This is a genomic window from Acidovorax sp. (genome assembly GCF_046339755.1).
Classification (GTDB): domain Bacteria; phylum Pseudomonadota; class Gammaproteobacteria; order Burkholderiales; family Burkholderiaceae_C; genus Acidovorax.
The window spans coordinates 26707-40375 of sequence record NZ_JBKDTZ010000324.1; the positions used below are offsets into that span (position 1 = coordinate 26707).

13 protein-coding genes and 2 pseudogenes are annotated in these 13669 nt (G+C 67.6%); 11 read left to right on the forward strand and 4 right to left on the reverse strand.

Annotated features, from left to right (window positions below):
• Positions 1-165 precede the first annotated feature (165 nt).
• Positions 166-1389 carry an EAL domain-containing protein gene (locus ACK59X_RS28775; protein ID WP_409961941.1) on the forward strand — a complete coding sequence of 408 codons (1224 nt, stop codon included), beginning with the start codon at positions 166-168 and terminating at the stop codon, positions 1387-1389.
• A 124-nt stretch (positions 1390-1513) separates the two neighbouring features.
• Here the strand turns inward: ACK59X_RS28775 and ACK59X_RS28780 are convergent, their stop codons facing one another.
• Together ACK59X_RS28780 and ACK59X_RS28785 are read right to left on the reverse strand one after the other, a co-directional pair.
• Positions 1514-2179 carry a YitT family protein gene (locus tag ACK59X_RS28780; protein ID WP_409961943.1) on the reverse strand — a complete coding sequence of 222 codons (666 nt, stop codon included), beginning with the start codon at positions 2177-2179 and terminating at the stop codon, positions 1514-1516.
• A gap of 282 nt (positions 2180-2461) precedes the next feature.
• Entirely contained in the window at positions 2462-3397 is a 936-nt protein-coding gene (locus ACK59X_RS28785) for a LysR family transcriptional regulator (RefSeq protein ID WP_409961944.1), read from the reverse strand.
• A gap of 133 nt (positions 3398-3530) precedes the next feature.
• Between ACK59X_RS28785 and ACK59X_RS28790 the strand changes: the two are divergent.
• The 4 genes and pseudogenes from ACK59X_RS28790 to ACK59X_RS28805 form a co-directional block, all read left to right on the forward strand.
• Positions 3531-4070 (forward strand): annotated as a pseudogene (locus ACK59X_RS28790) (Bug family tripartite tricarboxylate transporter substrate binding protein); the annotation flags it as partial.
• Positions 4061-4324 (forward strand): annotated as a pseudogene (locus ACK59X_RS28795) (fumarate hydratase C-terminal domain-containing protein); the annotation flags it as partial. The pseudogenes ACK59X_RS28790 and ACK59X_RS28795, both read left to right, overlap by 10 nt.
• Before the next feature lie 20 nt (positions 4325-4344).
• Positions 4345-5130, forward strand: coding sequence for a class II aldolase/adducin family protein (locus ACK59X_RS28800; RefSeq protein ID WP_409961946.1), 786 nt, complete (start codon positions 4345-4347; stop codon positions 5128-5130).
• Between the two features lie 62 nt (positions 5131-5192).
• Entirely contained in the window at positions 5193-6188 is a 996-nt protein-coding gene (locus ACK59X_RS28805) for a Bug family tripartite tricarboxylate transporter substrate binding protein (protein WP_409961948.1), read from the forward strand.
• A 565-nt stretch (positions 6189-6753) separates the two neighbouring features.
• Here the strand turns inward: ACK59X_RS28805 and ACK59X_RS28810 are convergent.
• Positions 6754-7326 carry a hypothetical protein gene (locus ACK59X_RS28810; protein ID WP_409961949.1) on the reverse strand — a complete coding sequence of 191 codons (573 nt, stop codon included), beginning with the start codon at positions 7324-7326 and terminating at the stop codon, positions 6754-6756.
• A 264-nt stretch (positions 7327-7590) separates the two neighbouring features.
• Between ACK59X_RS28810 and ACK59X_RS28815 the strand changes: the two genes are divergently transcribed.
• Complete coding sequence (locus tag ACK59X_RS28815; protein ID WP_409961951.1) at positions 7591-8127, forward strand: pyridoxamine 5'-phosphate oxidase family protein; 537 nt, start codon at positions 7591-7593, stop codon at positions 8125-8127.
• Entirely contained in the window at positions 8124-9014 is an 891-nt protein-coding gene (locus ACK59X_RS28820; protein ID WP_409961953.1) for a YihY/virulence factor BrkB family protein, read from the forward strand. The genes ACK59X_RS28815 and ACK59X_RS28820 overlap by 4 nt, the downstream gene beginning before the upstream one ends.
• Positions 9015-9035: 21 nt before the next feature.
• Here the strand turns inward: ACK59X_RS28820 and ACK59X_RS28825 are convergent, their stop codons facing one another.
• Positions 9036-10025 carry a GlxA family transcriptional regulator gene (locus ACK59X_RS28825; RefSeq protein WP_409961955.1) on the reverse strand — a complete coding sequence of 330 codons (990 nt, stop codon included), beginning with the start codon at positions 10023-10025 and terminating at the stop codon, positions 9036-9038.
• Between the two features lie 100 nt (positions 10026-10125).
• Between ACK59X_RS28825 and ACK59X_RS28830 the strand changes: the two genes are divergently transcribed.
• The 4 genes from ACK59X_RS28830 (at position 10126) to ACK59X_RS28845 (ending at position 13530) form a co-directional block, all read left to right on the forward strand.
• A complete protein-coding gene (locus ACK59X_RS28830; protein ID WP_409961957.1) occupies positions 10126-10746 on the forward strand; it encodes a LysE family translocator in 621 nt (206 codons plus the stop codon).
• Positions 10747-10793: 47 nt separating this feature from the next.
• Positions 10794-11057: a hypothetical protein gene (locus ACK59X_RS28835; RefSeq protein ID WP_409961959.1), complete on the forward strand. Its 264-nt coding sequence runs from the start codon at positions 10794-10796 to the stop codon at positions 11055-11057.
• A complete protein-coding gene (gene tadA, locus ACK59X_RS28840; RefSeq protein WP_409961961.1) occupies positions 11057-12454 on the forward strand; it encodes a tRNA adenosine(34) deaminase TadA in 1398 nt (465 codons plus the stop codon). The genes ACK59X_RS28835 and tadA overlap by 1 nt, the downstream gene beginning before the upstream one ends.
• Positions 12455-12528: 74 nt before the next feature.
• A complete protein-coding gene (locus ACK59X_RS28845) occupies positions 12529-13530 on the forward strand; it encodes an LD-carboxypeptidase (RefSeq protein ID WP_409961963.1) in 1002 nt (333 codons plus the stop codon).
• Positions 13531-13669: the final 139 nt, after the last annotated feature.

A 13669-nucleotide genomic window follows, 5' to 3' on the forward strand; every position in this document is an offset into this window, starting at 1 on the left:
GCTGCGAATGCCTTGAGGGCATTGGGCTGGCTGACGACCAGGTTCCCGAAGCGCATGCAAAATCCTGTTTGCGCGGCTCCACCGGGCTGTTGAAAAAGCAGGCATCCATCCACCTGACGAAACCATGCTCCAAACCCAGCCTGCAGCCTTCCAAGCGACCCTGCCGTGACGATAGCACTGAAGTCCCACTTTCAGCCGATCTTCAGCCTGGCCCATCGCCGCGTGGTGGGCTATGAAGCCCTGCTCCGGGGGACCATGCCCGATGGCACGCCCGTGTCGCCGCCCGAACTCTTTGCCCGTTGCCAGTCGGTCGAAGAGCAGACCGCACTCGATGTGGCCGCCTGCGAGCTGCACGCCGGCAGCTTTGCGCGCTTTCCGCCGCAGTCACACTGGCTGTTCCTGAACGTCGACGCCTCCATCTTTTCGCGCGGCAACGCCATGTCGGCCTCGCAGCGCCTGCAGCAGATCTGCCGCCAGTCGGGCCTGGCGCCGCACCAGATCGTGGTGGAGATCCTGGAGACCGCCATCGACGACCATGTGGACCTCGAAGCCCAGGTGCGCGAACTCAAGGCCCAGGGCTTTCTGCTCGCTCTCGACGACTTCGGCGCTGGCCACTCCAACTTCGACCGGGTGTTCACCCTCGCGCCCACGCTGGTCAAGCTGGACCGCAGCGTGGTCGTCAAGGCCGCGCAGAGCCAGACCGTGCGGCGCGTGACCACGCAGATGGTCTCGCTGCTGCACGAATGCGGCGCCCTGGTCCTCATGGAAGGCGTCGAGCGGCGCGAGGAGGCCGTGGTCGCCCTCGACTCCGACACCGACTTCGTGCAGGGCTACTTCTTCGGCCGCCCTGCGGCGCAACTGCTGCCCCCGGCCTATACCAGCGAAGAGATCGAGGACACCTGGGCCCTGTGCGGCGACCGCTGGCACGAGCAGCGCCGTGCCTACCGCAATCGCCTGCAGCCCTACGTGCAGGCCATGGAGCATGCCTGCGCGGGCATGCAGGCCGGCGCCACCCTGGCCGAGGCCTGCGCCGGCTTTCTGGGGCTGCACAACGCCGACGTCTGCTACCTGCTCGACGCCAGCGGCCACCAGGTGGGCGTGAACCTGTTCTCCCCCGGGCGCGGCCTGGTGCTGGCCGAGCGCGATGCCTTCGCCCCGCTGCGCGACACCACCGGCGCCCGCTGGTCGCGCCGGCCGTACTTCCGCCGCGCGCTGGCCGACGTGGGCGTGGTCCAGGTCACGCGCCCCTACCGCACCATGCAGAGCCTGAGCATGTGCATCACCCTGTCCGTGAGCGTGGAGCGCCACGGTCAGCGCCTCATCATCTGCGGCGACATGGAGTGGACGCCGGTGGACGTGCGGCCGGATTTTTCGGACACGGTGTCGTAAAGCTTGCCCGCTGAGAGTGGCCAGAAAAACTCAGCGAAGCGATTCTGGCTAGGCGCTGTGTCGCAGGCAGTACGGGTAGTACGACAAGACGCAGCAACGACGCCAGAAGATTTTTGCTGGCCACTCATGTCCCCATGTAGCGGCCCGGCCGGTGGTTCATGGCCAACACCAGGTTGAGCGCCACCGCGCCCGCAATCGACCCCAGCACGCGCAGCGGCTCCACCGTGAACAGCGCCAGCAGCACAATGGCGCAGTCCACTGCCATCTGGATCTTGCCCGCGCGCCAGCCATAGCGGTCCTGCAAATACAGCGCGGCAATGCCCACACCGCCCAGGCTGCAGCGGTGGCGGAACAGCACCAGGAACCCCGCGCCCGTGATGGTGCCGCCTGCAATGGCGGCATACAGCGGCTGCAACTGCGCGAACTGCAGGAAATGCGACTGCAGCTCCGTCAGCCCCGACAGCAGCAGCACCGCGATGAAGGTCTTGACCGTGAACGCCCGTCCCAGCTTGCGCAGCGCCAGCCAGTAAAAGGGCAGGTTGAACACGAAGAACAGCTTGCCAAAGCCAATGCCCGTGGCGTAGTGAGCCAAGAAGGCCAGCCCCGCCGTGCCGCCCGTGAGCAGCCCGGCACTGGTGAAGAAGGCCACCCCCACGGAGATCAGGAGGACGCCGGTGAAGATGGCGACGGCGTCTTCGGTGGGGGTGTGGGGGGCGGGTGGGGAGGCGGTGGCCTGGGTCGGGGAGGGGGCAGCGGGGGGATCGGCGGCCAAGGGGGAGGGACTGGACATGGCAAGAGCGAAGCGGTGATTGGGCGGCATGGATTGGACCACGCAAGCCGCTTGCCGGGATTGCCGTGGGTCAAAACCGGTGGCACCCCAAACCCGCTGCAGGGCGTTCGATTGCGGCCACGCCGGTCCCTGGCCGGCTTCTTTCACGGCTCACAGGTCAGCCTTCTTGGGCTCACCCCCTTGATCTCCAGCTCCGCCAGATGGCAAAAGCGGTATGGATTGCCTTCATGTTTTCCTTCAGGTTCGTCACCTTGTTCAGCGGCCTGCTTTCGCTGCGGTGATTCAACCCGACCGCCCCACCACCTGCGCAATATGCTCCACAAACAACCTCACCGCCTCCGCCGTGTTGTCCTTCGCCCAGATCACCCCCACCGGCCCGAAGCGGATCGTCCGGTCCAGCGGCAGGATGCGCATATTGCCCAGGGCCACCTGGTAGCGGGCCATGGCCTCGGAGCACACGCCGATGTAGTCGCCCTGGTGCACCAGGGCCTGCAGGGTGGTGATGGCCGGGGTTTCCACCTTGGGCCGCAGCCAGGAGGCCCCGGCGTCCAGCAGGGCGGCGTCGAGCTGTGAGCGGGTGAGGGTGCCCGGCGGCGGCATGATCCAGTTATCGTGGACCAGGTCGATCAGGCGGATGGGGCCCTTGGCCTCCCAGTGGCGGCTGGCGCGGCCCACCACCAGGCAGACGTTGTCGTCGAACAGCTCGCGGTGCTCCAGCCCTTCCTTGTAGGCGCGTGAGTCGAGCGAGCACACCGCCAGGTCCAGCTGCTTGTTGTCGATGCCTTCGAGCAACTGGGTGAGCGGACTTTCGGACACCGTGACCGAGATGTACGGGTACAGGGCCTGGAACTCCACCAGCGCCTGCGTTATGCCGCGCGCCACGCCCGCCCATACGCTGCCGATGTGCAGCCGCGCGGTGCGCCCCTGGGCCAGGGCGCCCAGTTCGGCCTGGGTGCGGGTGATGTCGCCCAGCACGCTGATGGCCAGCCGCTTCATGATGATGCCGGCCGGCGTGAGCTGCACGCGCCGCCCGCGCGTGACCAGGGGCGTGCCCACCCGTTCCTCCAGATCGGCCAGCCAGTGCGACATGGCCGACTGCGTCATGTGCAGGCGTGCGGCGGCCTCGGTCAGGGTGCCGGCCTCGTCCAGCACCATGAAGGATTCCAGATGTTTGACCTTGAGCCGGCGCGCCCAGGCCACTTGGTCGTAAGCAGTCATGAGTGAATGCTAATGGATCCATCGTGCGAATTCACTGGTCCGCAGAGCGAGGGCGCCGAATAATCGTTGGCATGCAGCCGGTTTTTCATGCGGCTGCCACATCCTTGCCGTTCACCCTTGGAGATCTGCCGATATGAAGAAATCTTTCTGCCTCGCCGCCAAGGCCGTGGTGCTCGCCCTGTCGTCGCTGGCCGCGCTGCCGGCTGCGCAGGCGCAGGATGCCAGCAACGACCCCAATCGCCCGATCCGCCTGGGGGTCTCGCAGCAGGCGGGCGGCCGCTCCGACACCGTGGCGCGCCTGTGGGCCGAGCATGCGGGCAAGGCCATCAATGCCACCATCACGGTGGAGAACAAGCCGGGTGCGGGCGGCATCATCGCCGCGCAGCAGGTGCTCGGCCAGCCGGCCGACGGCTACACGCTGATGTTCGGCGGCGTCTCGCAGATGGTGCTCAACAAGTTCGTCTACAAGCCGCTGCCCTACGATCCCGAGAAGGACTTCGTGGGCGTGGGCATGCTCAGCACCGTGCCCTTCATCCTGGTGGCGAACCCGGCCACGGGTTTCAAGTCGCTCGACGACCTGGTCAAGTACGCCAAGGCCAACCCCGGCAAGCTCAACTTCTCGTCCTCGGGCCTGGGCAATTCGACCCAACTGGCGGTGGAGCTGAGGCGATCAAGAAGCACCAGAGCGCCTACCTGATGGCCGTGGGCGGAGCCGCCTACCTGGTGAGCAAGGCCATCAAGACCGCCAAGGTGCTCGGGTTTGCCGACCTGGGGATGGAAGCCATCTACGAATTCGAGGTGGTGGACATGCCGGTGACGGTGGCGGTGGATGCCGGCGGTACCAGTGCCCACATCACCGGGCCGGCCGAGTGGCAAAAGCGCATTGCGGCGGGGGCATCCCGGACAATCATGATCGAGAGCGCCTGACGCTGTGGGAGGGAATGGGAATGTTCGATGACAAAGATCTGGCGGCGAGCCGCCCGGCAGGCATGGAGCTCGACGAGTGGCGCCTGCGCGTGCAGTTGGCGGCGTGCTATCGCGTGTTCCATGCGCGCGGCTGGAGCGAGGAGATCTTCAACCACATCACGCTGAGCGTGCCCTCGCACGCCGGCCACTACCTCATCAACCCCTTCGGGCTGCACTATGGCGAGGTAACGGCGAACAACCTCGTCAAGATCGACCTGCAGGGCAACCCCGTGGGGGAGGCTGGCTACCCGGTCAACCGCGCGGGCTTCGTGATCCACAGCGCGATCCACGGCGCGCGGGCGGACGCGCACTGCATCATGCACACCCACAACACGGCGGGCGTGGCCGTGTCCTGCAAGGAAGAGGGGCTGAAGTTCAACAATTTCTACTCGGCCTTCCTGAACGGCAATGTGGCCTACCACGACTTCGAGGGCATCACCGTGCACCCGGGCGAGCAAGGCCGCCTGGTGCAGAGCCTGGGCAGCAGCAACTGCCTGATCCTGCGCAACCATGGCCTGCTGGTGACGGGCCGCAATGTGCCCGAGGCCTTCTACTTCAATTACGTGCTGCAGCGCGCCTGCGAGGTGCAGGTGCTGGCCGACTCCATGGCCGGCGCCAATGTGCTGATCGCGGCGCAGGCGCTGGCGGTTTCGTCGCGTGATGTGGGCCTGACCGACCCGGACAACGACCTGTATGCCAAATTGTTCTGGGCCGCGGTGCGCAGGGCAGGGCTGACCCTCTATGACCTGGTGCAGGCACCGGCATAAACTCCGGGGTCTTTGAACAGGTTCTTGAATCCGTTCCATTACAAACAATGAGGAGACCGACCATGACCGCTTCCACATCCCTGTCGCGCCGCGACGCCCTGCAATGGGCCCTTGCCGGCGCCGCAGGCAGCCTGCCCTTGATGGCCCAGGCCCAGGCCATCGACACCGTGAAGATCCTGGCCGGCTTTGCCGCCGGCGGCACGGTGGACACCCTGGCGCGCCGCGTGGCCACCCAGATCACCGGCGGCTACGCCAAGTCGGCCGTGGTGGAGAACAAGACCGGCGCTGGCGGGCAGATCGCCATCACCACGCTCAAGACCTTGCCCGCGGACGGCGCCACCTGGCTGGTGACCCCCATGTCCATGCTGGGCATCTACCCCCACACCTACAAGAAGCTGCCCTACGACCCCGTGGCCGACGTGACCCCGGTCTCGCTGGGCGTGGTGTTCGACATGGGCTTTGCCGTGGGCCCGCAGGTGCCCGTGTCGGTGAAGACCGTGCCCGAGTTCCTGGACTGGTGCAAGGCCAACCCTACGGGCGCCAACTTCGGCTCACCCGCGCCGGGATCGGTGCCGCATTTCGTGGGCGAACTCATCAGCCGCGCCGGCAAGGTGGACATGCGCCATGTGGGCTTCCGTGGCTCGCAGCCCGCCATCCTGGACTTGCTGGGCGGGCAGATCGCGGCGGTCTCGGCCCCGGTGGGCGAATTCCTGCCCCACCTGCAAGGCGGCAAGATCCGCGTGCTGGCCACCTCGGGCGCCACGCGCAACAAATTCATGCCCAACGTGAGCACCCTGGTGGAGCAGGGGTACAAGGACATGGCCTACAACGAATGGTTCGGCTTCTTCCTGCCGGGCAAGGCACCGGCCGAACTGGTGGCCAAGGCCAATGCGGCCATCCGCACGGCGCTGGTGGACAAGGATGTGATCGCCGGACTGGCGGCGATGGGGCTGGAGGCGCGTTCATCCACTCCGGCCGAACTGGCGGCGGCGCTCAAGGCCGACACCGAGCGCTGGGGCCCGATCGTCAAGGCCATCGGCTTCACGGCCGAGTCCTGATTCCCACCGGGCCGGCCGGGGAACTTGCCGTTCGTTCTACAGGCGGGGTCGCCGGTCGCTGACTTGGTGGCTGGTGCCCGGCATCGACAGTGGGGTGCATGTGCCGATCCCACGCCAGTCAACTTGCCAGCCTGTGGGCGCCTGGAGATCTCTCAAGGCCGCGGCGCGGGTGGCGCTTGGCGTCCGGAAGCGCGGAAATGCCGCGGCCCTTTTACTTGGGCCCTGCCAGGTAGGCGGCAAGCCCGCGAGCGGCGGGCCCATATGCGTCTCGGCCCTGTAACGCCGGGAATCACATGGCAGGCGTTGCAGGCACCCTGGTGCATGGCCTGGCGGCCCAGCACCCGCGGACGCGTTGCTGTCCGGCATGCGCTGGCCTGCATGGTCCCGCCGCTCGAACTCTTTCCCTTTGCCAGTTCGGCCGCCCATGGCGGCCATCGCACCCATCGGCCTGGCCCTGCTGTTGCGCGACGGCGCGCTCATGGTCGTGGCCTCTCTGCTGGCGTGCGGGGCCGCAGGGCTGCTGATCGCAAGCCTGCTGTGAGAACCACGGACGCTACAGCACCCGCTACTGGGGCATCTGTAGCAGCACCAGGGCCTCGCTGAGCTCCGCCCGGCGGCGCGCCGCCTCTTCCTGGCGGATGGGGGCATTGGCGCGCTGGTGCTGCTCGCGTGCGTTGTTGCGCCGGCTCATCATCTCCTGGTCGAGCAGACTGCGTTCGTTGAGGAATTCGCCATACCCTGCCTGCCCGACGTACAGGCGCGACAGCAGCACCGTGAAGCGGGAGTTCTCTTCCTCCACGATGTCTGCATAGGCCGGTGGCGCGTTGGTGAGGCGGAACTCCGCCCCCCGGTTCACGCAGTCCTTGCGCAGGCCCGCCCAGGACTGGATGGCTTTCTTCTCCTCGGCAGTGGGCATGGCCGTGCTGCTGCGCAGGGCCAGGGGCGGGGCGTCCGCATCGGCCAGGCTGCCCACGCGGGGCTTGAGCACGGCCAGTGTCGCATCGCCGTCCAGCGCGGCCAGGCAGGTGGCGGTGGGGTCGTCGGCCGCCGTGCGCGCCACGGGGGCGGGTCCGTTGCTGCTGCACCCGGCCAGCGTGACCATCGCAAGGCAGGCAGTGGTGAGGGCAAGGGTCTTCATGGTCGGGCCTTTCATGGGTCGGTGCGCGGTAGCCGCAGGGCCGGCGGCATGCCACGCATGGCCGGCGGGACGTGTGCTTTCACTGTAACCAGCGCTTGCGATTTGGGAAGCCCGCCCGGAGGGGTCGCGCGCTCTTCCTACACCCGATCGGGAATCCGTGAAGAACAGGGACTGCGCGAGGCAGGCAATTGGCTGGCCTCCTACATTCTTGGCCCTCAGGTTGAGGCCCAATTCCGACCACCCACCACCCCAGCAGCAAGCACCATGGATTCCATCAACCAGAACCAGTCCGAAGACACGCACCAGCACCTGAGCGGGGCCGAGGCCACGCGGCGCATCCGCGAGATGGCCGAGGACGCGAAGTCCTGCTTCTTTTGCACCAACGCACCCCACAGCGAGACCCGCGGCACCCGGCCCATGGGCGTGGAGAAGGTCGACGAGCATGGCCGCCTGTGGTTCCTGAGCGCGTCCGACAGCCACAAGAACCGTGAGATCGAGGCCGACCCCCAGGTGCGCATCTTCATGCAGGGCTCCAAGCACGCAGGCTTTCTCGTGCTCGACTGCACGGCCCGCATCCACCGCGACCAGGCCCTCATCGACGAACTGTGGGACCCGCTGATGAAGACCTGGTTCACCGAGGGCAAGGGCGACCCGCGCATCACCGTGATCGAAGTGGTGCCGCAGTCGGGCTACTACTGGGACAACAAGCACGGCAGCCTGGTGGCGGCCACCAAGATGGTGATCGGCGCCGCCATCGGCAAGACGCTGGACGACTCCGTCGAAGGGCAATTGCACCCATGACGGCGGGCCTGCGGTGGCTGGCCCGCGCCATCGCCGACCTGCCCGTGGTGGGGGTGTTCGTGCTGGCGGTGCGCAACTACATCCTGCACCAGAGCGCGAACCAGGCGGGCAGCCTGGCGTTCTCGTCGGTGCTGGCCATGTTTCCGCTGCTGATACTGTTGTCCGCAGCGGCGGGCTTCTTCGGGCAGCCCGGTGAGGCAGCGGCGCTTGCCGAGCGTGTGATGGGCTATGCACCGCAGGTGGTGCGCGATGCCATGCAGCCCGTGATCCACCAGGTGCTGGCGCAGCGCAATGAGGCCTTGCTCACGGTGGGCCTGGTGGTGACGCTGTGGACCAGCTCCTCGGGCATGCAGGCCGTGCGCTCGGCCCTGAACCGCTCGTACGGCATCGCGCGCGGCATGCCCTTCTGGAAGGCGCGCATCAAGGTCACGGTCTTCACGGTCATCGTCGGCCTGGGGATGCTGCTGGTGTTCAGCTCCGTGATCATCATGCCGCGCATCTGGCAGTTCGTGGTGTCCAGCGTGGCAGAGGGGCAGGAGGTGGTCTGGCTCTACGACAGCGTGCGCTATGGCGCAGCCTATGTGACGCTGGTGCTGCTGTATGCGCTGCTCTACGGCTGGCTGCCCGATATTCCGCAGCGCCTGGGCACGGTGCTGCCCGGGGCTTTGGTGGGCGCAGCACTGTGGGTGGCTGCCGCTGCGACCCTGTCGTATTCGCTGCGCACCGCCGGCAAGCTGGTGCTCATCTACGGCAGCTTCGCGGGCGTGGTGGCCACGCTGGTGTTTCTCTACATCAGCGCGACCACGCTGATCTTCGGTGCTGAAATCAATGCCGTGCTGCGCGAAAGGCAACTGCCCCCAGAGCCCTCAGCAAGCGGTTCCGGCTGATCCGCCGGGCGGGGGGAGTTCTCAGGACCTCATGGCACCGGGGCTGGTGCCGTAGTGCTTGCGGAACAGCCGCGCCAGGCTGCTGGCATTGCCCAGGCCGACCTCGTCGGCAATGGCCGCCAGGCTGTGGTGCGAGTGGGTCACGCGCCAGTGGGCGTGCTCCATGCGCATCCGGGTCCAGTGGTCGTGCGCGCTCATGCCAAAGCGCTCGGCGAACAGCCGGTCGAGCTGGCGGCGGCCGATGCCGATGCGCTGGGCCAGATCGGCCACGGTCATGCCGTCGGCCATAGAACTGCGCATCAGCGCCACGGCGCGCGCCAGGTGGCGGCCCAGGTCGGGCCCGCCGCCGTCCATGGACTGCAGCTGGTGGCCCTGGTGCCGGGGTGCGTCCACCAGCATGTCGGCCAGGCCCTTGAAGGCGCGCACCCGGCCGCAGTGGCGCGACAGCAGCTCCACCGCCATGTCGATGGCGGCCGTGCCGCCCGCGCAGGTGATGCGGTCGCGGTCGAAGCAGTAGATCTGCTCGCTGGCCACCGCGATGCGCGGAAACGCACCGCGGAACTCGGCCACGTGGCGCCAGTGCAGCGCCACGCGGTGGCCGCGCAGCAGGCCCGCCTCGGCCAGCAGAAAGCTGGCGTTGTCGATGGCCACCAGCGGCAGGCCGCGCGCCGCCGCCTTGCGCAGCACCGGGCCATAGGCCTGCACGTACCCGCGCGAGGCCTGCACCGTGCGGCTGCCAAAGACCACCAGGTAATCGAACGCCGCCAGGTCCACGGCATTGGCCGTGGTATCCATGGCGACCTGTACTCCGCTGCTGGAGACTACAGGGTTGCCATCGATGCCCAGCAAGGTCCACGCGCAGTAGCGCTGGCGGCTGCGGTCCTCGTCGTCGGCCGAAAAACGCAGCTTGTCCAGAAAGCCGCCAAAGGGCAGCAGGGCGAAGCCGGGCAGCGGCAGCAGCAACAGGCGCACATCGGGGCGGGGCAGGGCGCTGGCGGTTGCGGCGGTCATGGTGATGTCCAATTTGGTATGGATGATAGCCATATTGAATGCTGCCCAGGCAGCAATGCGCGCCTAGACTGCAGGCCATGTCTCAGAGGATGGTGCTGAAATGGATCTGAAAATCTGGCTGGTCTACCTGCTCGCGGTGGTCGGCCTGTCGCTGGCCCCTGGCCCCAACAGCCTGCTGGTGCTGGCCCATGGCGCGATGCACGGGCGGGCACGCACGCTGTGGACCATTGGCGGGGGCGCGGTGGGCTTTTTCTGCCTGATCGGGCTGTCCATGCTGGGCATCGGCGCCCTGCTGCAGTCGTCGGCCCATGCGCTCACGTTGATGAAGTGGGTGGGCGGCGCCTACCTGGTGTGGCTGGGCATCCAGCTGTGGCGCGCGCCGGCCATGCAGCTGCAAGCCTTGCCGACGGCTCGGGGCGGGCAGGCGATCACCGTCGGCCGGCTGTTCCGCCAGGGGCTGCTGGCGGCCATCTCCAACCCCAAGGTGCTGCTGTTCTATGGCGCCTTTTTACCGCAGTTCATCGTGCCGGGGCGCGAATTGTGGCTGCAGTTCGTGGTCATGGCGGGCACCTTCGCGGCGGTGGAATGCCTGGTGGAGCTTGGTCTGGCCGGCCTGGCGCACCGCATCCGCCCCTGGCTGCAGCGCACGGGCCGCAAGTTCAACCGTTCCTGCGGCGCACTGTTTGGCCTGATGGGAGCGGCCCTGCCCATGACGCACTGATGCATCCCGGTTTACAGTGCAGGCTGCACAGTATCTGGGAGCAAGGCATGCGTGGGTTGTTTGGTCTGGTCGGTTTGATCGTGGTGCTGGCCATCGTGGGCATCGTGGCCAAGAAGCAGCTCTCATCCACGCGCGCCCCCGCGGCTGCGCTGCAGCAGGCGCCCATCCCCGGCACCGGGGCATCGTCCCCCTTGATCAACCCCACGGGCAATGTGCGCGAGCAGAGCCAGCAGGTGCAGCAGCAAGTCCAGCAGCAGCTGGACGACATCATGAAGCAGCGCACGCAAACGCTGCCTGAAGCCGACAAGTGATGGCTGCTGCGGTGCTGAGCGACGAAGACGGCATGCGCCTGGCACTGGCCGAGGCGCGCGCCGCGGCCGATGCGGGCGAGGTGCCCGTGGGCGCCGTGGTGGTCCAGGACGGCCAGGTCATCGCCACCGGCCGCAATGCCCCCGTGCAGGCCAACGACCCGACTGCGCATGCCGAGATCGTGGCCTTGCGCGCGGCGGCGCAGCGGCTGGGCAACTACCGGCTCGACGGCTGCACCCTCTACGTCACGCTGGAGCCCTGCGCCATGTGCAGCGGCGCCATGCTGCATTCGCGCCTGGCGCGTGTGGTCTATGGCGCCACGGAGCCGAAGACGGGTGCCGCAGGTTCGGTGCTGGACCTGTTTGCCAACACCGCCATCAACCACCAGACGCAGGTGCAGGGCGGGGTGCTGGCCCCTGAGTGCAGCGCGCTGCTCACCGGCTTCTTTGGCGCGCGGCGCAGCCAGCAGCTCGCCGATGACCTGGCGCGCCACCCGCTGCGCGACGATGCGCTGCGCACGTCCGATGCTGCCTTTGCCGACCTGCCCGGCTACCCCTGGTCGCCGCAGTATGTGAGCGACCTGCCCAGCCTGGCCGGCCTGCGCCTGCACTACCTCGACGAAGGCCCGCGGGACGCGCCGCGCACCTGGCTGTGCCTGCATGGCAACCCGGCCTGGAGCTATCTGTACCGCCACATGCTGCCCGTGTGGCTGGCGGCGGGCGACCGCGTGGTGGCGCCCGACCTGATCGGCTTCGGCAAGAGCGACAAGCCCAAGAAGGAAGCCGTGCACCAGTTCGAATGGCACCGCCAGGTGCTGCTGGAGCTGGTGGAGCGCCTCAACCTGCAGCGCACCGTGCTGGTGGTGCAGGACTGGGGCGGCATCCTGGGCCTGACCCTGCCCATGGACTGCCCGGAGCGCTTTGGCGGCCTGCTGGTGATGAACACCTTGCTCGCCACGGGCGATGTGCCGTTGCCGCAGGGCTTTGTGGACTGGCGCGCCATGTGCCGCGACAAGCCGCTTTTTGGCGTGGGCCGGCTGCTGGCGCGCGGCAACCCGCAACTGTCTGCGGCCGAATGCGCAGCCTACGATGCGCCGTTCCCCGACAAGGGCTACCGCGCCGCGCTGCGCGCGTTCCCGGAGTGCGTGCCGGCGGGGCCCGGTGACCCGGGCGCCGCGCTCTCGCGCCAGGCGCGTGATTTCTGGCGCCAGCAGTGGCAAGGCCGGAGCCTGATGGCGGTGGGCGCGCAGGACCCGGTACTGGGCCCTGCGACCATGCGGGCGCTGCGGGCAGACATCCGCGGCTGCCCGGATCCCATCGTGCTGCCACAGGCCGGCCACTTCGTGCAGGAGCATGGCCGGAGCATTGCCGAGCGGGCTGTGGAATACTTCGCACCCTGACCGCACGCCAGCGCCTTTTCGCGCAGCCAGCGCCGAATCCACTGGAGCAGGCCCGACACCGGCGCCTGAACGCTTTGAACAACGATCACGACCACCACCATCACGGGCATCACCATGGCGACTGCGGCCATGACCATGGCCCCAAGCACATCTATATCTACTCGCCGTCGAGCGCCGTGCGCGACAAGGCCGCATTCAAGCGCGGCATCGCCCGCCTGAAGGCCCTGGGCCACGAGGTGGAGGTGGATGTGGACGCGCTGGCCAGCCACACCCGCTTTGCCGGTGACGATGCCACCCGCCTGGCGGCCATCCACCGTGCGGCCGCCCGCGGCGCCGACGGGGCGCTGATCTCGCGCGGCGGCTACGGGCTCTCGCGCATCCTGCCGGGCATCCGCTATAAAGCGGTGGCCAAGGCCATCGCCAAGGGCATGAAGTTCGTCGGCCTGAGCGATTTCACGGCCTTCCAGAATGCGCTGCTGGCGCAGACCGGTGCCATCAGCTGGTCCGGCCCGGCACTGGGCGCGGATTTCGGTGTCGAGGGCGAGCCCGACGACATCATGGAAGCCTGCTTCGACGACCTGCTCACCGGCCACGGCGAAGGCACGGGCTGGCGCATGCCCCGCGAAAAGCCCGATGCCGCCACCGGCAAGCCCGCCGTACCCGACATCTACGTGAAGAGCGCCCAACTCTGGGGCGGCAACCTGGCCGTGCTGGCCTCGCTGGTGGGTACGCCCTACCTGCCCCAGGTGAAGGGCGGCATTTTGTTCCTCGAAGACGTGAACGAACACCCTTACCGCATCGAACGCCTGCTCACGCAACTGCTCCACGCCGGCGTGCTGGCGCAGCAAAAGGCCGTGGTGCTGGGCCAGTTCACCCAGTTCAAGCTGGTGCCGCACGACAAGGGCTACAAACTGCAATCGGTGGTGGACTGGCTGCGCACGCAGATCAAGGCCCCGGTGCTGACCAACCTGCCGTTCGGGCATGTAGAGACCAAGGTGCTGCTGCCGGTGGGGGCGACGGTGTCGCTGTCGGTGGAAGAGCGCGACGCCCTGATCTACTGGGGACATATTGGCTAACACCCCCTGACACGCTTCGCGTCGTCCCCCTCTCTCGTCTTGCAGCACAAGTCGGGAGGGGACACCCCCGGTGGTGCGGGGCGGCCCATGCAATGGGGTGCTGGCTTTGGCAGAGCGCGTTCAATCAGAGCGCACTGCG

What these genes read in the sequence shown, in the direction of transcription:
- ACK59X_RS28780 (WP_409961943.1), bottom strand. Translation starts at nt 2,179, where the DNA reads ATGTCCAGTCCCTCCCCCTTGGCCGCCGATCCCCCCGCTGCCCCCTCC.
- ACK59X_RS28785 (WP_409961944.1), bottom strand. Translation starts at nt 3,397, where the DNA reads ATGACTGCTTACGACCAAGTGGCCTGGGCGCGCCGGCTCAAGGTCAAA.
- ACK59X_RS28800 (WP_409961946.1), top strand. Translation starts at nt 4,345, where the DNA reads ATGTTCGATGACAAAGATCTGGCGGCGAGCCGCCCGGCAGGCATGGAG.
- ACK59X_RS28805 (WP_409961948.1), top strand. Translation starts at nt 5,193, where the DNA reads ATGACCGCTTCCACATCCCTGTCGCGCCGCGACGCCCTGCAATGGGCC.
- ACK59X_RS28810 (WP_409961949.1), bottom strand. Translation starts at nt 7,326, where the DNA reads ATGAAGACCCTTGCCCTCACCACTGCCTGCCTTGCGATGGTCACGCTG.
- ACK59X_RS28815 (WP_409961951.1), top strand. Translation starts at nt 7,591, where the DNA reads ATGGATTCCATCAACCAGAACCAGTCCGAAGACACGCACCAGCACCTG.
- ACK59X_RS28820 (WP_409961953.1), top strand. Translation starts at nt 8,124, where the DNA reads ATGACGGCGGGCCTGCGGTGGCTGGCCCGCGCCATCGCCGACCTGCCC.
- ACK59X_RS28825 (WP_409961955.1), bottom strand. Translation starts at nt 10,025, where the DNA reads ATGACCGCCGCAACCGCCAGCGCCCTGCCCCGCCCCGATGTGCGCCTG.
- ACK59X_RS28830 (WP_409961957.1), top strand. Translation starts at nt 10,126, where the DNA reads ATGGATCTGAAAATCTGGCTGGTCTACCTGCTCGCGGTGGTCGGCCTG.
- ACK59X_RS28835 (WP_409961959.1), top strand. Translation starts at nt 10,794, where the DNA reads ATGCGTGGGTTGTTTGGTCTGGTCGGTTTGATCGTGGTGCTGGCCATC.
- tadA (WP_409961961.1), top strand. Translation starts at nt 11,057, where the DNA reads ATGGCTGCTGCGGTGCTGAGCGACGAAGACGGCATGCGCCTGGCACTG.